At 40.3% G+C, this 17,275-nt stretch carries 16 protein-coding genes; 8 read left to right on the forward strand and 8 right to left on the reverse strand.

What is annotated here, in order from left to right:
• Nucleotides 1-33: 33 nt before the first annotated feature.
• Nucleotides 34-561 carry a cyclic pyranopterin monophosphate synthase MoaC gene (gene moaC / locus FBB35_RS09695; protein ID WP_174713586.1) on the forward strand — a complete coding sequence of 176 codons (528 nt, stop codon included), beginning with the start codon at nt 34-36 and terminating at the stop codon, nt 559-561.
• On the opposite strand, the gene FBB35_RS09700 is transcribed toward moaC, so the two are convergent.
• Nucleotides 542-739, reverse strand: a complete 198-nt coding sequence (locus FBB35_RS09700) for a DUF2795 domain-containing protein (protein ID WP_114082018.1) — start codon at nt 737-739, stop codon at nt 542-544. The two genes, moaC and FBB35_RS09700, sit on opposite strands and share 20 nt — an antisense overlap.
• Before the next feature lie 324 nt (nt 740-1,063).
• On the opposite strand from FBB35_RS09700, the gene FBB35_RS09705 reads away from it, so the two are divergent.
• The 3 genes from FBB35_RS09705 to FBB35_RS09715 all read left to right on the forward strand — a co-directional run bounded on the left by FBB35_RS09705 (nt 1,064) and on the right by FBB35_RS09715 (nt 2,245).
• Complete coding sequence (locus FBB35_RS09705; protein WP_174709452.1) at nt 1,064-1,321, forward strand: 2TM domain-containing protein; 258 nt, start codon at nt 1,064-1,066, stop codon at nt 1,319-1,321.
• Between the two features lie 119 nt (nt 1,322-1,440).
• Nucleotides 1,441-1,749, forward strand: coding sequence for a DUF3181 family protein (locus FBB35_RS09710; RefSeq protein WP_174709453.1), 309 nt, complete (start codon nt 1,441-1,443; stop codon nt 1,747-1,749).
• 280 nt (nt 1,750-2,029) lie between these two features.
• A complete protein-coding gene (locus tag FBB35_RS09715) occupies nt 2,030-2,245 on the forward strand; it encodes an acetyltransferase (protein WP_174709454.1) in 216 nt (71 codons plus the stop codon).
• Nucleotides 2,246-2,421: 176 nt separating this feature from the next.
• Here FBB35_RS09715 and FBB35_RS09720 read toward each other — a convergent pair whose 3' ends face one another.
• The 3 genes from FBB35_RS09720 to FBB35_RS09730 all read right to left on the reverse strand — a co-directional run bounded on the left by FBB35_RS09720 (nt 2,422) and on the right by FBB35_RS09730 (nt 5,417).
• Nucleotides 2,422-2,892: an ABA4-like family protein gene (locus FBB35_RS09720; RefSeq protein ID WP_174709455.1), complete on the reverse strand. Its 471-nt coding sequence runs from the start codon at nt 2,890-2,892 to the stop codon at nt 2,422-2,424.
• Nucleotides 2,893-3,008: 116 nt separating this feature from the next.
• Nucleotides 3,009-4,049, reverse strand: a complete 1,041-nt coding sequence (cobW, locus tag FBB35_RS09725; RefSeq protein WP_174709456.1) for a cobalamin biosynthesis protein CobW — start codon at nt 4,047-4,049, stop codon at nt 3,009-3,011.
• Between the two features lie 183 nt (nt 4,050-4,232).
• Entirely contained in the window at nt 4,233-5,417 is a 1,185-nt protein-coding gene (locus tag FBB35_RS09730) for an acyl-CoA dehydrogenase family protein (protein ID WP_174709457.1), read from the reverse strand.
• Between the two features lie 608 nt (nt 5,418-6,025).
• Between FBB35_RS09730 and FBB35_RS09735 the strand changes: the two genes are divergently transcribed.
• Nucleotides 6,026-7,648 (forward strand): iron uptake porin, encoded by a 1,623-nt coding sequence (locus tag FBB35_RS09735; protein WP_174709458.1) that lies wholly within the window; start codon nt 6,026-6,028, stop codon nt 7,646-7,648.
• A 392-nt stretch (nt 7,649-8,040) separates the two neighbouring features.
• Here FBB35_RS09735 and FBB35_RS09740 read toward each other — a convergent pair whose 3' ends face one another.
• The 3 genes from FBB35_RS09740 to sfnG form a co-directional block, all read right to left on the reverse strand.
• Nucleotides 8,041-9,093, reverse strand: a complete 1,053-nt coding sequence (locus tag FBB35_RS09740; protein ID WP_174709459.1) for a hypothetical protein — start codon at nt 9,091-9,093, stop codon at nt 8,041-8,043.
• Between the two features lie 164 nt (nt 9,094-9,257).
• Nucleotides 9,258-10,466 (reverse strand): SfnB family sulfur acquisition oxidoreductase, encoded by a 1,209-nt coding sequence (locus tag FBB35_RS09745; protein ID WP_174709460.1) that lies wholly within the window; start codon nt 10,464-10,466, stop codon nt 9,258-9,260.
• Between the two features lie 201 nt (nt 10,467-10,667).
• Entirely contained in the window at nt 10,668-11,765 is a 1,098-nt protein-coding gene (gene sfnG / locus FBB35_RS09750) for a dimethylsulfone monooxygenase SfnG (RefSeq protein WP_174709461.1), read from the reverse strand.
• Between the two features lie 697 nt (nt 11,766-12,462).
• Between sfnG and FBB35_RS09755 the strand changes: the two genes are divergently transcribed.
• From FBB35_RS09755 to FBB35_RS09765, 3 genes are all read left to right on the forward strand, one after another.
• Nucleotides 12,463-12,645: a hypothetical protein gene (locus FBB35_RS09755; RefSeq protein ID WP_174709462.1), complete on the forward strand. Its 183-nt coding sequence runs from the start codon at nt 12,463-12,465 to the stop codon at nt 12,643-12,645.
• 98 nt (nt 12,646-12,743) lie between these two features.
• Nucleotides 12,744-13,793 carry an LLM class flavin-dependent oxidoreductase gene (locus tag FBB35_RS09760; protein ID WP_174709463.1) on the forward strand — a complete coding sequence of 350 codons (1,050 nt, stop codon included), beginning with the start codon at nt 12,744-12,746 and terminating at the stop codon, nt 13,791-13,793.
• A gap of 23 nt (nt 13,794-13,816) precedes the next feature.
• A complete protein-coding gene (locus tag FBB35_RS09765; RefSeq protein ID WP_174709464.1) occupies nt 13,817-15,898 on the forward strand; it encodes a LysR family transcriptional regulator in 2,082 nt (693 codons plus the stop codon).
• A gap of 549 nt (nt 15,899-16,447) precedes the next feature.
• On the opposite strand, the gene FBB35_RS09770 is transcribed toward FBB35_RS09765, so the two are convergent.
• Nucleotides 16,448-17,164, reverse strand: a complete 717-nt coding sequence (locus FBB35_RS09770) for a heme oxygenase (biliverdin-producing) (RefSeq protein WP_174709465.1) — start codon at nt 17,162-17,164, stop codon at nt 16,448-16,450.
• Between the last annotated feature and the right edge of the window lie 111 nt (nt 17,165-17,275).

Raw genomic sequence — 17,275 nt, forward strand, 5'->3', positions numbered from 1 at the left:
CGACAATCTATATTAACACGTTCTAACTAAATGATGCAAGATAATTTTCTATCTAATTCTGCCAGCTTAACCCATCTAGATCAACACGGGCAGGCACAGATGGTAGATGTGTCTGATAAAGCACCCACCATCCGCCAAGCAGTAGCTACTGCCAATGTGCGAATGTTGCCAACAACCTTTGCTGCTATTCAAGCCGGAAATGTCCCAAAAGGCGATGTGTTGGCAACTGCAAGATTGGCTGGGATTATGGCAGCCAAGCAAACAGCCGCTTTAATTCCTCTATGTCATCCGTTGCCTTTGCAAAAAATAGCAGTCGAAATTATACCCGACCCGCAACTACCTGGTTATCAAATTCAAGCCACAGTCAAAACTAAAGCTGAAACTGGTGTAGAGATGGAAGCCTTAACTGCTGTTTCTGTGGCTGCGCTAACTTTATACGATATGGCAAAAGCCTTAGAAAAGTCGATTCAAATTGAATCGATTCGTTTAATAAGTAAGAGTGGCGGGAAATCAGGAGATTATTCCCCGCCAGAGCAAGAACCTAGATTATCTCACCTATAGTTTTGTTGAGATCGGCTGGGCTATCAAACTCCTCATCATCTGGCAGTTTCTCTAACAGAGAAATAATCTCCTTATCTGCCCCTTGCTTTTTAGCGTGCTTAATCAAGTCTTTCTTTCCAGCAGGGTAGTCAACACCTTTTAAGTGTTTTTGCATTTCAACTGGGTTTGCCTTAGCCATTTTTATCCACCTCTAAAGGTTCTTTCCATATTCACAAGTGGATATATTTGCTCCCTCTATCAAACAGATGAATCATTTTTAACTGAGATAAATTAAAAGGTCATCCACTAGGTTGATGAATTATGTTTGGGGAATGGGGAATGGGGAATTGGGAATGGGGACAAGGAGAATTGGGGACAAGGGGAAAGACTTGTTTCAAGTTCTCACCTCTTGCTCACTGTGCCCCCTGCCCCCTGCCCCTTCCGGTTGTAAGGGTCTAATAGCAACCACTGCCACAAAAACCTTAGAATAAATAGGGTGTATTTAAATCTGTAACAAATATTTATGCCTCCTCGTTGGCCTCGCAAACCCGATCGCAAAGACCCTGATTATCGTAAGATCGATGACCGGATGAATTTTGCCACCCATGTAGCAATCGCTGCTACGATTAACTCTGGCTTGTGGTTTTTCCACATTTTGAAAGGCACTACCTGGGAGTGGCTACCGTGGGTGACTTTAAGTTGGACAGGAATAGTGTTAGCGCATCTGATTTATATTAGTGCGATCGCTAACTACACCGAAACTCCACCCAAATCCACCTGAAGACGGACTACTAATGCTGGGGCGATTGTAACCTGTGGTAGTGGAATCAGCCTTTTAATTGAGTGATAATGTAAAAAAGCCTGAGATTTCGCGCTCTTTCTTAATTTAGGGTTATTTTTATGGCTAAGACTAACACCACAGAACTACTAGAAGCCCTAGCAGCTGAAATTGGCGAAAATGTCTACATAGACATTGCCAAATGGCATCTTTATTTATCTAATGCCAAACTGCATACTCTTGTTGCCGAACGACTGTATCCTTTAATTACTTCCAACAGCGTAAATGAAGACCAAGTTTTAAAAGTCTTGGAATCAATTTCAGTAAAAATTGGCGGCGGTAGAAGTGAAATTCGTTTAATCGATTTACTGCCAGTACAATGCCAGGTTACTTTAGTTGATATTTTGGAAAAATATCAACGCGAGTTCTAAGCGGTAAAACCAAGATTATCTTAGTTTGACAATTTTATTAATCAGCATTTCCTAATTCGATTTTATTTGCTGAATTAGGTAGGTGTTTGCTATATCTATTTTATAAAAATTAACTTTACAGATACACACAGATAAATCTCGTGTAATTTCTGTGTGGATTTTTGATAAAAATTTCCTTTAACAATTAAGGAATCTCCGCGTTCAAAATCAGTTTAGATTTGAGCGAGTTTATCTTAAAACTCGCTTTGAACTTTCATGCAAACTCACTGAGGCAATTTCTATGCTTTTACAAGTCAAAGATAGTGGCGAATTAGTCAAGATTGTTGAAATTCAGGAATTACTTGACCCGAATAATGATGTTGTTCGCGCAAAAGACCAAGAAGGTCAAGAAGAACAGCAAGCTGAAACTTTTAAAAAAGAAAATCTCGTTTTCCCTTCAGGTGAAGTTTTACCACGCTGTTGGTTAGATGCCGACTATAGACACGACAACGGTTAATGATTAATAGCTAAAAGCGCGGTTAAAAACCGCGTCTACACAAACAAAACCCACCTCCGTGGGTTTCATACCCTTAATTCTTTACTTAGTCTGGGTTCGCGTAGCGTCCCGCAGGAAAGGCGGACTTTGACTGCGTAGCCGCGATTTCCATTCGCTTGGGCTTATTATGTGCCAGATTATGAAGCAGCTTTTTCTTCTACTGTCACCGTTTCATTCTGCTGAGAATTAGGGAAAAATGTCTTAGCAATCCAGTAAGTCAAGATATGAGACAGTAATCCCATAGGGCCAGCAAACAAACACAGTGCAAGTGAGTGAATTGTCCAAATACCTGTTTTTTGCCCTTCCCAATAAATCCAACGACCGACGAATAAATCCATCACTAAAAAATGAATCCAACCCGTTGCAGCAGCCGTTTCATCTGCGAAAAATTTAGCAATATCAGCTAATTGAGGATTCGATAAAGCTTGGGCATTTTCTGGTGTAATACTGCTGATAAACAAATACAAATACGCTCCAGCCAACAGCACAAAGGGCAAATATGATGACATTATTTGCCGTGTAACTTTCCAGTTTGGCAATAAAATCATTAGCGCCCAAAATGGCAACACAAAAAGGTTGGCGAAGTTAAAAAGTTGAGAAATCGTCATAGTTTTGTAGAGTGAGGAATTTTCAGTTATTGTTTTGAATTAACTAATTATTTATAACTCGAAACCTTAGCATTATAGATCCCCGACTTCTTTGAGAAGTCGGGATCTAGGTATATTCACAAAGCTACAAGTTGCGATTCTATTTCTGAAGATTTCAAATCACGTCCGATGAAAACTAAGCGGGTTTGCCGTGCCTCTTCGGGTTTCCAGGGGCGATCGTAAAATTTATCAAATCGAGTTCCCACGCCTTGCATCACTAAACGCATCGATTTATTTTGTACTGCCACAAAGCCTTTAATTCGGTAAATTTCTTGTTGTTGTGCTAGTTTCTCCAACTGCTGTTGCAGCTTTTCTGGATCAAAGGTACGATCCAAAATTAAATTAGTTGAGGTAATTTCTTCGTCGTGATTGTGGTCTTCTTCCGTATCGTCATGACTCGGACGGCTATCTAAATTGTCTTCGACTGCGGCTTGGAATCCTAATAATATAGATGCGTCTAGCTGAGAACGGTCGCTCTCGACAATTTTCACCACTCTGGGCAACTCTTGCTTAATTAATTCTTCAACTCTGGCTTTTGTCTCAGCATCCACCAAGTCAATTTTATTCAATACCACCAAGTCTGCACAAGCAAGTTGGTCTTCAAATAGTTCTTGCAAAGGTGTTTCGTGTTCTAGATTATCATCTGCCTGTCGTTGGGCTGCGATCGCATCTGGATTGCTAGCAAATGTCCCCGCCCCTACCGCCGCACAATCTACCACGGTAATCACAGCATCTACAGTGGCGGCGTTGCGAATTTCTTGCCAGCGAAAAGCCTTCACCAATGGTTTTGGTAAGGCTAAACCAGAGGTTTCAATCAAAATGCAGTCAATACTATCTCGCCGCTTGATTAACTCTTGCATCGTCGGGTAAAACTCTTCCTGCACGGTGCAACACAAACAGCCGTTAGTTAATTCAAAAATATTAGTGTCGCCCTCAGCATCTTCGGGGCAAATTTGACAAGATTTTAACAATTCGCCATCAATACCAAGTTCGCCAAATTCATTGACTAAAATGGCAATGCGACGACCTTGGTTGTTTTGTAGCAGGTGGCGAATTAGGCTGGTTTTTCCACTACCTAAGAAGCCTGTAATCACTGTGACAGGAATTTTCGTAGCCATATTTTTGCCTGATTTACTCAGTATGAGAAGTTTTACAAGTTACAAACTTAAATACTGAGATTAAGCTTGGTTTGAAGATTGACTTAGTTATTTTAAGCTGAAAGTCTATAGTTAGCCTGAAAATATCTTCAAAATAAGAATCAACGGCAGTTTTTCGGGAAGCGCTACAAAGTGAAAGAATCGCTATGAATAAAAGTTGGGTTTTGGCAGTTCATCATTTAACGCCCACTTTCCTATATCTTGGATTTTGTAATCTACTGGATCGTGCAGAGTGAACGTGCGGAGATTACGCCAATAACGGTCAAAGCCATATTTTGCACTAGTAGCGCGTGCGCCCATAACTTCAAATATCCGGTTGGTAATGTCTAAACCGACTTTAGTAGCAAAAACTTTGGCAGTAGCAACCAAAAGCGCACATTCTCCGCGTTGTTCAGAGGTAAGTGACCATTCCTGCTCCCAAGCTGCTTGTAGTAATTCTCCCGCCTGTTCAGTTAGATACACTGCTGCTTGGAGATCAACCCAGATTTTGCCATAGTGCTGAAGGATGTAAGGATCTTGGGTTGCACTCTCTACACCTGATGTCAGCCAAGGTTTGGTATTAGTGGAAGTATATGTTTTAGCAGCTTCAAATGCTCCCTGTGCAATTCCCAGGTAGATATTAGCAAGATTCAATTGAGTTAAGCAGGTGCGAATAGTTTTGAAAGGTTGGCTGGGTTTGTCTCTACTACCAAGAATTTCTTCATGGTATACCAACACATTCTCAAAAGTAACACTACCACTATCTGTTTGGCGTTGCCCCATATTATTCCAATCATGATGAACTGTAACGCCTTGCCGTTGAGTGGGAATTGCCAGAATATTCAATTCACCAGTTTCTTGATGAATCGCACCGATTGGCAATATATCTGAATCTTGAGAGCCAGAGCAAAAGCTTTTAATCCCATTCAGACGGAAATAATCATTTTCTGCTGTCAAAGTAGTTCTTTTATCCAAAGGGTTGAGGGCATTGCACCAAAACCAATTGTTGTGAATAGTTTCTGAATAATATCGCTGTTTCTGCTCTGCCGAACCAAAGATATGAGGAATAACTACACCTAAATGGTGGTAAGAAAAGACGTGAGCAATAGAACTATCAACCTTGGCAAACTCGCGGGTAATTTGCAGAACAGTAATCCAGCTTTGCCCTAAACCACCGTACTCTTTAGGTATAATTAGTCTCAATAAGTTGCTTTGACGCAAGCGATCGCGTTCATGCTTTGGCGTTCCCCCTTGGGCATCCCGCTCTACAGCAGTTTGGGCAAATTCCTTTGCTAAAGACTTAGCTAAATCAAGATAATTTTGAGATTCTTCAGTTTCGATTAATTGCATATTTTGCAACTTCTCCTGCTAACCTTCTGTGAGGAGCAACTATAAATTTGGCTGGGAAAATTTTAATCTACAGTTTTTTGATAAATATACTGTACTAATAGAAATAGTATTGCATATTTCAAATAACAATGCAAGTTTAAATTAAATTAATTGTGATAAAGCTATAGATTATTAATGCAATATCAAAAAATATTTGGTTGAGAGCAAAAAATAAAAAATAAATCTAATGTACTTGTTTTTCAAGAAGATATATGCAATATTAATAAGTTGAATACGATAATCTACATTAACTAGATAGTTTAACAGTAGATAATAAATGCTTTGCAAAAAAATCAGGTTTCTGTCTAAAGTTAAAATATTTTTTACAGATAGATATTCCCTTAGAAGATAGACCAGCTTATAGAGGGATTATCTTTTTGTAAAAACAAGTCTTTTCTCCACTGAAATATGCACATTTAAATGCCAGATATTCTTCGTGCGAATTTTTGAGTGTTAGAGTAAGTCAACATTTTTCAGGGACAGCCATAATGTTCTAGCTTGACAAGTCATTGAAATATCTGATGACTTGCACGAAATTTTTCAAACCAAAAATATGAGGAGTGATAGAAATGTTCAGTTCATTTCATAATTTATTCATGGAATCGATGATTGTGGGGGCGACTTTGCTAGCCAGCACATCAGCTTACGCTGAAGACAATAATTTAGTGATGGCTGGGACTCAAACAAATATACCAACTGCGATCGCACAAACGCCTAAACTTCCTACAATCGATAGTGATGCAACGGTTCCACAGACAAACAAGATGTCTCAGGTAACATCTGTATCTCAGTTTTCAGATGTACAGCCAACTGATTGGGCATTTGGCGCACTCCAGTCTTTAGTCGAGCGTTATGGATGTATTGCGGGATATCCAAATAGTACTTATCGGGGAAACCGCGCCATCACTCGCTATGAATTTGCAGCAGGCTTAAATGCTTGTTTATCTCGGATCAACGAGCTAATTGCAACAGCTACATCTGACTTAGTTAGCAAAGAAGACTTAACTACTGTACAAAGGCTGCAAGAAGAATTTACTGCTGAACTAGCAACTCTACGGGGTCGCGTTGATACTTTAGAATCTCGGACTGCGGAACTAGAAGCCAATCAGTTTTCAACAACTACAAAGCTTGCTGCAGAAGCCATTTTTGTGGTTACAAATGCCTTTCAAGGCACAGTTAATGGTGATAACACAGTTTTTCAAGATAGAGTTCGCCTCGTTTTCAAAACTAGCTTTACAGGTAAAGACACTCTAAATACTCGTTTAACTGCTGGAAACGCTGCTATTTTGCAGCTTCCTGGTGGTTCAGCCGAAGGTTTACAAACCTTCAATCTTGCTCCTAGTAACAACCAAGTAGCCGTAGATTGGCTCTCTTACTATTTCCCAGTTGGTAGCAAAATCGATGCTTATATAGGAGCAATAAACGGAGTATATTTTGATTTTGTTCCTACCCTGAGTCCCTATCTTGATAGTGCTACAGGCGGCGGTCGCGCTTTAACAGAATTTGCTTCCTCTAGTCCTATCTACCGGATTGGTGGTGGTGCAGGTGGGGGATTCAATTATCGACTCAGCGACCAATTGGTATTGAGCTTGGGTTACTTAGCAGGAGATCATGCCAGTCCTCAGCCAGACAGTGGTTTTTTTAATGGTCAATATAGCGCATTTGGACAAATAGCATGGAACCTAAATAATAACTCTGGTATTGGTTTTACTTATGTAAATGCCTACCAAAATCGGGGAGCAATATTTGACCTGGGTAGTGGTTTTACACTTGTTGGAACAGGACAAGCTAATACTCCATTTGAGCGGATGATTACTAACTCTTACGGAGTCGAAGCTTTCTATAAATTTAGTTCTCGATTTACAGTTAATGGGTTTTTTGGCTACACTAACGCCAAGAATCTGGCAGGTAGTGGTAGTGCAGATATTTGGTATTATGCTCTGGGATTGGCATTCCCAGATTTAGGTAAACAAGGCAACCTTGGTGGTGTTCTTGTAGGTGCAGAACCTTATCTGGGTGGTAATCCTGCGCCTGCCAATGATTCATCCTTACATATTGAAGGCTTTTACAAATATCAGCTTACAGATAACATTGCCATTACCCCTGGGGTAATTTGGATCACGGCTCCTGCCCAAAACAATGACAATGAGGATGCTGTAATTGGTACTGTGAGGACAACCTTCACCTTTTAGATCGTCAGCAAAGGTGTAAAGAATAATTCATCGAAAGTCGGTGAGTTTTTTACCTCATAATCAGCAATGCAGATATGAAAGTTAAAAACTCTCCGGCGTTGCATATTTGCAGGATGATTTTGCTAGTTTTGTGGGATGCACATCTTACCTGTCCCTTGTATTTCGGGGCGCTCATGTTATCCACCCTACAAGAATCATCCCTTGTTTCAGTAACACCAATTCTTGCACTGCTAAAAGGATAGAAGAAGCAGAGATATAGCAATTATATTTCAGTTATGAAAATAATCGAACCGCCAAGCCGCCAAGAGCGCCGAGAGAAGAAATAGAAAAGTTCATAAATCATTTAGGACTGCGATAACAACCTCACGATTAATTACGGATTACGAATTATTCTAATGTCCTTCACGATTCAAGCTTAGGGGTTGCTGTTCTTCAACTAGTGGCGGTACATCCTGCCAAAGGCTAATTCCGTCGTATAATCCTGGAGCCATTAAGAATACTTGAACCCAAAGGATATTAAACCACCAGTAAAGCCCTTGGATAATATTTTCCTGACCTACTATAGATACTGTCACCAAGTAAAACAAGACCGAAATTATTAAACTTGCGACAGATGCAACAATGCCTTTTGTGGGCTGTGATAGCTCTGTGAAAGGCCACATATTGAATTGCCAAACAAATCCTAAACCAACGGTTGTCCAAATAGCTGCAAAGGTTGGGCCTGTTGTTGTTGTAAATAAATCTAGTCCTAGCTGTTTGAGAAACAATTCTGTAATCAGAGTAAGTAACAAAATAATACCTGTATGGAGTAACCCCAAACGTGGCATTCCTAGTTCCAATTTGCTTAACGGCCAACGTTCAAAGAAACTACCGAACACTGTTGAACAAGGATACCAATACCAAGGAATATAAAACGGTTGAAGTCCCCACATTTGCGGTAAAAATGTGAGGGCAGGGGCAATAAAGAAGACGGCAAAAAAGATATTGAGAAAACCGCTCACTGGATGCCAGTTGCGTACTTCCTCAGTGGTGACAATCGTATTGTCAAAGAAGAATAAACTGGCGGCGGCGGCAATGATTGCTGTTTGTCCCCACAAACCTACAGATGTATCAGTAAGAATTTGTTTTGCAGAAATGAATTTCCAAGCTTCTCCAGTAATGTAAACTAGCGCTAATAGCATTACTAAATTTACTGTTCCTCTTCCAAATCGGGTGGAGGAAAAGCGCGAACCTGGATAGCCGTTGAGGGAAAAACCGAGATGCCACCACCAGACGAAGCATATCGTGATGTAAGTCAATTTTGTTCCTACATTTAGCTGAATAATTTGACCAAAAATTAGTTCAAAAATATAGCTAATGACAGCAATCACAGCAATAAAAAGCAGCCCCTTAAATGGCTGATTTTTCCAAATGCTCCGCCTCTGAATTGGATTTGCAACACTCATAGTATCAACTTAAATAATGTTTGATTTTCAGAGACAACGCATTCTGATAAATATTACTTCTGAATGCTTCACCAAATTTTAGATTTTAGATTGAAAAGATTTTCTAATCCAAAATCTAAAATCTAAAATCCAAAATTGAGTCACCCCAGTAAAGAATGCAGCAATTACAGCCAAGGATGGCGCGGAGGGTAGACACCATTGAGGAAGTAGTTACCAACAGCGTAGTATTTCCAGCGCACGGGATCGTGGAGTGTATGAGCGCGGGCATTTCGCCAGTGGCGATTGTAGTTGAATTCTTCCAATGTGGACTTAGTACCTGCTAGTTCAAACAACTTATTGGTAGCTAGTAATGCTGCTTCGGTTGCTAGTGCTTTGGCTTCAGCAACTGCGATCGATGCTTCAACTACCTTGGGTTCTTCTAAACCTGACTCGTTGGCGATGTCAAGAAATTCGCCTGCACGCCGCAGCAATGCTTCTGAAGCGTGAACTTGGATTTGCACATTGCCTAAGTTATAGAGCGTTAGAGGATCTTCGTAGCCTTTTTCTAAATTGCTGTCAACCCAAGGGCGAGTATATTTGCGGACAAAGTGGATGGTGTCACGGACTGCGGCTTTGGCAATCCCTACGTCTACGGCGGCTTGGATGATTTGCGCGATCGCACCCATTGGTGTAGCCCGCTCAAAGGCTAAGTAGTGCGGTATGACGTGTTCTGCCTTAACTTTCACATTTTCAATAATGGTAGTGCCGCTAGCAGTGGTACGCTGTCCGAAGCTTGTCCAGTCATCGAGTAGGGTTAGTCCTTCTGCATCTCTTTCGACAAATGCCACCACTGTTTTACCATCTGTATTGCTAGCAATGACGGGAACCCAATGTGCCAGTAATGCTCCAGCAGAGTAATATTTGCGTCCGTTAAGTACGAAGTCAGATCCATCTGGTGTTAACTTTGTCTGCACATCAGTAACAGACTTAGTGCCAATTTCTGAGAAGGCGTTACCAAAGCGTTTACCTTGTAGAGCCAAATCAAAGAAGAACTTCTTCTGAGCGTCAGTGCCATCCAACCGAACTGCTTCCACCATATAGAGGTGGTTTTGGGGAATTTGACCGAGGCTAGAATCGGCTTCGGAGATGATTTTAATTACTTCTGCAAGGGTGGCACTCGATACAAAAGCACCGCCATACTCTTTAGGAACTGTAATCCCCCACAATCCACTCTGGGAGAACTTTTGCACTTCCTCAGCAGGCAAACGCCGATTTTGGTCGCGTTCTGAGTCGCCTATGGCAAACTCAGCTGCTAGTTCGTGAGCGATCGCGATCGCTTCTTTATCATCCCGAATAATATGTGCCTTCTGTTCTGTATTAATTACTGATGTCATGCTAAAACTCCTGGATGGTGATTGAGTGACTCATAATCGCCACTACTATGAGACATGGACATCTTGCCCATCTAACAAAGTATGTTCCTGTTAATCTAATGTTCTGTTTCATTAATTCTGAGTGGTTAGCAGTAGTCATATCCCCGACTTCTTTAAAAATTCGGGGATCTTGTAACCTATCCAAATTAATGCGATAAACCACTACACCCTAACCAACTCATCAGCTGTCCGACGATTAGCTTTAAGTTCGCGCACAATCGGAATTACTGTCTTACCAAATGCTGGCAAATCATCCGAGTAGTGCAAGAAGCCACCGAGAATTAAATCGACTCCCGCTTCATGAAACTGGCGAATCTTTTCAGCTACTTGTTCAGCAGTGCCAATTAAGCCTGAACGGAAGCCATCGTTATATTGCACCAAGTCTTCAAAATTGGAATTCGCCCACATTCCCTGACGTTCACGAGTAGAAGCTCCCGCCTGTTTCACTGCTTCACCAAATCCTTTCACCGCCTCTACATCGGCTTGGGTAATAATATCGCGCAAAACTTCATGGGCTTCTGCTTCCGTATCTCGCACGATGATAAAGGAATTCAGACCAAACTTAATTTTGCGTCCTTCAAGACTCGCTAATGCAGACACTTCTTCAATCTGCTCTCGCACCCCTTCTATGGTATTGCCATTCATGAAATACCAATCAGAGACGCGGCCAGCCATCCGCCGCGCTGCCTTGGAGTTACCACCTTGGAATATCTCCGGGTGTGGATTCTGATTAACTGGTTTAGGCTTCACCCAACCGCCATTAATCCGGTAAAAGTCGCCTTTAAAGTGAAACTCATCCTCAGTCCACAAACCTTTGAGAACGCGGATAAATTCTTCTGAACGACGATAGCGTTCGTCATGGTCTAACCAATGTTCACCATATATAGTGAATTCATCTTTGAACCAACCGCTAACTACATTCAGAGCGAAGCGTCCGTTAGAAAGGAAATCGATGCTGGCTCCCATTTTGGCAACTACTCCCGGATGCCATAATCCAGGATGAACTGCTGCAATTAGCTTTAATTTCTTAGTGACAGGAGCCAGGGCTGACACGGTTGTTAATGCCTCTAACTGGTACTCAGCGCCATAGCTGGCGATAAATCTGGCTTGTGCTAGAGCATATTCAAACCCAACTTCTTCAGCCGTCTGAGCTAGTTGAGCATTATATTCATAAGTCCAATCTGTGCGTTGGGGAATTTTACTAACAACTAACCCACCACTAACATTAGGAATCCAGTATGCGAATTTAATATCTACCATAATTGTGCGTTTGTAATTGAAACTGCTTGGTTATAAGAGAAGGCAGGAGGAAGTAGAGAAGGGAAGTAAGATTTAAAGCCTCTGTCCTTTCAGGCTATGGTGTAGACACAAGTTTTCTAGAGTTGCCTTATATGCTTTTAATCCCCCCAACCCCCCTTAAAAAGGGAGGCAAAAGCTTCTTAAAGTCCCCCTTTTTAAGGGGGATTTAGGGGGATCTCCAATGATTTTGGGTTTGTACAGAGATGTGTGTACACCGTAGACTTTGAGGAGAGAGGTCAAAGTATATTGCATCCAAGCGAGAATGATAGGGTAAAATCGAAAGCTTGAGAGCGGCTAGAAACCACTCTGAGTTTACAAGTAGACAATTTCAGATTCTTATGGTCGTAATATACCATAAGCCGACTGAACTACCGTAGTTTTTGATGAATCAGACTTTATCACGAGAATTTTTCTGATGTCGTGACTCAATATACTTAAATTCCATTTCCATATTCCATTTTGGAATACTGGCCAATTTTGCTGAGTTTTATATTTGCTGCTTATCAACCTGATTCATTCAGAGCAACCAGAAATCAGGACTCAACTAAGTTTCGATACTATTCCATATCGTGATAAGCAACTGTACACAACAGAAATAAATGTGGTAGTGTGAACTACTAAACTACGGTAAAAAGATATGCGTATAGTAGTTTATTGAATGTCTCTTGAAGAAGAATTCAGAAGTCAGAATTCAGGAGTCAGAATTAAGACGCTCGTCCCTCGCTACCGCTACGCTATCAGTCGGGGATTCAGACCCACGACTGAATTGTTGCACCACCAAATCTACGATTTGGTGGGGGTGCAAAAACTCCGGTTATTCAGACGCTCGCGGACTCGCTAACGCTGCGCTATCCGCTTTTTCATTCAGAAAACATTGCTGAATTCTGACTCCTGACTCCTGAATTCTGTTTGGTAAAAAAAGGCACAGGAAAAAGATTTATGGCACTTCAGTTTGGAATTTGGTCGCCTGTTTGTGGTGGATGGTTGCGAGTTGTCAACCATGAGGCTAATTTATCCGCTCAAGATTTGGTGAAGCTGGCAGTTCAGGCAGACGAGTTAGGTTATGACTTCTATTACATTCCTGAACATTACTTAAATGCAGTTCATGGGCCTAACTATAATGTCGCTGATGCTTGGATTACAGCAGCTTTAGCAAGTTTGAACACCAAGAATATCAAGATTGTTGCGGCTGTACAACCTGGTTTTAAATTGCCTGCGGTTATTGCCAAGCTGAGTGCAAACATTCAAAATCAACTTAGTAACGGCAGATTTGCTCTGAGTGGTATTGCAGGTTGGTGGAAATTAGAAGTAGAAAGCTATGGAGATATCTGGCTACCCCATAGCGATCGCTATGCGCGATTAGAAGAGTACATTGATGTAATTAAGGGACTATGGACAGTCGAAGACTTTAATTACGTTGGCAAATACTACAATATTACAGGTGGTATTCTCCCAGATAAGCCGACACTAACACCACCTATTTTCATTGCTGGCGAATCAGCTCGGGCAATTGACTTAGCGGCTCGTCAGGGAGATTATCTCTTTATCAATGCAGATGAACCTGAAAAAACGGCTGCATTGGTGGAGAAAGTGAAAAGATTGGCTAGCGATCGCTACCAGCGTAATATTAAAGTAGGGATGAGTGCGTTTGCGATCGTTCGGGAACATACCGCTCAAGCCGAAGCCAGATTACAAGCGATTTATCGTTCTGCGGATGAGCCGCAGATTAACTACTTTCAAGAACAAATCGATCCTAACGTAGTTGCCCACAACAAACTAGATATCAGTCAAACCATTGAAGCTAACCTTGGTTTATCTGCTCAACTCGTTGGCGATCGCTATACAATTATTCAACGCCTGAAAGAATACGAAGCCGTTGGCGTTGACTTAATAGTACTCAAATTTGAATCTATGTTGGAAGACACTATTCGCTTCCACAATTTAGTGATTTCCGAATATGCACAGCAGAATAGCTTAATTCCGTTGTAATTAAAAATCTTGCCCTACCTAGCATGAATAAGATTAAACTCGAAGATATTACCCTAAACCACATCAAAATTTTAAAAGCAGTAGATGACTGTGGTAGCTTCTCTAAAGCAGCCCAAAAATTAGGGTATAGTCAAGCATTAATTAGTAAAAAAGTCAAACAAATAGAAAATTATTTCGGAGTAATTCTCCTAAATCGCTCTCCTGGCTCTATAAGTTTGACTAATAAAGGCAAGAAATTGATTTCCCAGACATTTAATGTAGTAGAAACTGTAGAAAATCTGCAAGAAGAATTTCAGGCAACATTTAGCGCTGAAGGCGAAGATTTGATATTGGGATCTACTAGTTTAATTTTAGAAGTCTGGCTCAAACAATATTTACAGCGATTTCAACTTTGTTTTGCAGGCAGAAATATCAAAGAGATTGCGATTAAAGATAGCAGATTTTTTTCTAATTCTCAACTCATAGAAATGGATCTCCTGCTCAACAGTTGCGCTGGATATAAGGAAGAACACCACTGTACTAGATTAACAACTCATAGAATGCTGTTGGTTTCCTTTGGCGCAAGTAAATATTTAAATCAGTATAGTTTAGTTGAAATAAATGATATTGATTTGGCTGATATTGTGCTTCTAGATGAGGTTCATCAAGAACTATCTAAAAATAAATATTTGAGGAACAAATTAAGTGGCGTACAAGTACTACAAAGTTATCAAGATATTCTAATCTATGCTTCAGAAAATCAAAAAATAACCATTTTACCTGACTTTTGTCAAGCTGAGATAATATCTCAATACGAAGTTTTAATTCTTCCTATTCAAGATGTTAATGAATATGGGATTTATCTGCATGTTCCTCGCTTTAGCGAGTTGTTAATATCCGCAGAAGGTTTGGTGAGAAGTTTTAGACTCGATCAAGACAATTTGGAAAGCTTGCCTAATATAAACCTAATTTTAGGTAGCTATTCTCCCAAAGAGAAAAATATTCTTAGAATAGGTGTTCAGAAAGATTCCATAGGACAGTTTATTGCTGGATATGGGACTAAGTATATTTCTGATTTACAGAGAGCATCTTTATCACTTGAACAGCCTGTTTTAAAAAATATTGAAATCAATCGAAATTTTGAGTTACAAATTCTACCCTTTGACTCTGGGGAACAAATGAATCGGCAGATGAAACGCAAAGAACTAGATATTTGTATTTTAGATGATATTTCTCTCTTGAATAATGGTAGCCAATTCTTTGATGATTTAAGTTTTGGTTCTAAATTAATAGGAATTGCTTCATATAACCTTTTAGGTCAAGATATAAATATTATTTTACATAAAGATTCTTCTATAAAGACTGTTTCGGATCTGAAAGGAAAACGAATTTCCACCTTATTTGGTTCTAATGCTCATAGGTTCATTATCACTCTTTTTGACCTCTATAATATGGATGTCAGTAAAAATTGCAGATTAGTAAATGAAGATCCTCGTAAAGCAAGTAAGAGTTTGGCAAATAAAACTATAGATGCTTACGTGTGTTGTCATACTTTTGCCTCAATTTTAGAAGCTTATGCTTTTGTCAAAAAGCTGCCTTTATCTCAAACAATTAGTTTAAGAATTCCATCAATCAGAGGAATTGTTTGTCGTTCACAGTTCATTAAAGAAAACCCTAAAATTGTAGTTGCTTATTTACACGATCTAGTAGTTGCTAACTATTGGTTTAATTCATCTCCAATTAAGGCAGCAGATTTATTAACTAAAGTGATTGATGTGAGAAAAACTCAAGTAAATCAGTTTTTTAATCCTGTATTTGGCAACCGCATCGATCCCACCCTCAAACCTCAATGGTCTTGGTTACTCAAAACTTTAAATCGTAGGTTGGAAGGAAAATATGGTATTTCACTATTTGATGTAGATTTTTGGATCGATGATTATTTTTTAAGACTTGTCTACAATCTGCTGAATCTAGATTATCACTTTCACCAAGTTTCTTTTGCAAGTGAATTTTCTAGCAGCTATTTTGTCGAGGAGCAGTTTAACCGACATATAAAAGTTCTCTATGATAAATACGATTTACCCTTGCAAAATGAAGATAGCAACTACACAGCAATATCCTTGTAGCAACTGGCGCAGCGCAGAGAATAAAGTAGAGATTATCCCCCTAACCCACGCTAGTTGCTCCATTACAGCGCTTCGCGCATCCTGCGGTGAGACCCCATACGCTCGATAGCGAAGCGTTAGCGACGTAGGAGCGTCTGACTCGCTATCGCGCAGCGTCTCGCAGAGAAGACCGCGCTGGCTGCCCGATAAATTGGGGGAAGAATCAAAGTCCTCCAATTTATCGGAGGATTTAGGAGGATCTAGAACCTTTTGATACCGACAAAAGGACTTTTAAAACATCCTCTAAATAAAGGCGTTTATTGTTCTGAACCTAGTTACATAATACATAAACTATAAATTGAGGGGCAATCTCCCTATGCTTGCTTTCACGAATACAAAAGCAGTCACAGGGCTATTGCCCCTAAATATTTTGAGCGTTAATCGCTCTTTCTCCACAAACACCTATGAATTATCCTTCATCAGGCTTTCTGAACTTATGACTCCACACACCATACTTTGCACCCTGTACTCAGCACGGGTCAAACTATAGCTATCCGTTAACCGCACTTATTACTCAGCTGTCACGAGTTCAGTACTACCGCGAGTCCGTCGCCGTGTGATGCTGTTGAACACCATTACACCGATCGCTTTAATCAAATTGCCTTCCAATTCTTGGAACATCTTCATGTTCGTGCCAAAGGCGGCGTTTGCTTCATCAACAATGCGATCAGTTGTCGCCTCGTCAAGAGGCAATTCATCCAAAATTTGACGATACTTTGCTTTGAATGCCTTCTCATCAGGAATTTCTGGAAACTCATAAAAAGCCGTTCCTTGCCCATCAGACAAATTCATCGCCGTTACAGCAATGTTTTTGAGAATTTGTCCCCCAGATAAGTCACCCAAGTAACGAGTATATGAATGAGCGATTAACAGTTCTGGTTCTGTGGCAGAGATTTCTCGGATGCGCTTTACATAAGCTTCACCTGCGGAAGATAGTTTGATTTGCTCTCTCCAGTTGGCACCAAAATAATAACTCAGGTCTTGCTCTAAGGTATACTTGCGGTTTAGCTGGGGAAAGTTGATTTTAGAAATAATTGGGTGCTGGCGGTGCTTTTCCATTTCTTCTTCCATCGCTGAGTAGACGAAGTAGAAGTTAGCAACTAGTTTCCGGTAAGAGTTTTTTTCGACTACTCCTTTTAAAAAGCACTTGACAAAACCTACATTTTCTGCCATTGTGTGGGCTTTCTTAGTGCCTACACGTAATTTGGTTGCTAAATTGCTGCTCATGCTAAATTTCTCAACTTTAAAAAGTTAACTGCCGAGTTTTAATTCACTAACGGCTAAAAAAGCCATTAAAACGTTACCTTAAAACTATTTGATGAGAATTTATATTAAAAT

This window comes from Nostoc sp. TCL240-02, from assembly GCF_013343235.1.
In the GTDB taxonomy this organism is placed as follows: Bacteria; Cyanobacteriota; Cyanobacteriia; order Cyanobacteriales; family Nostocaceae; genus Nostoc.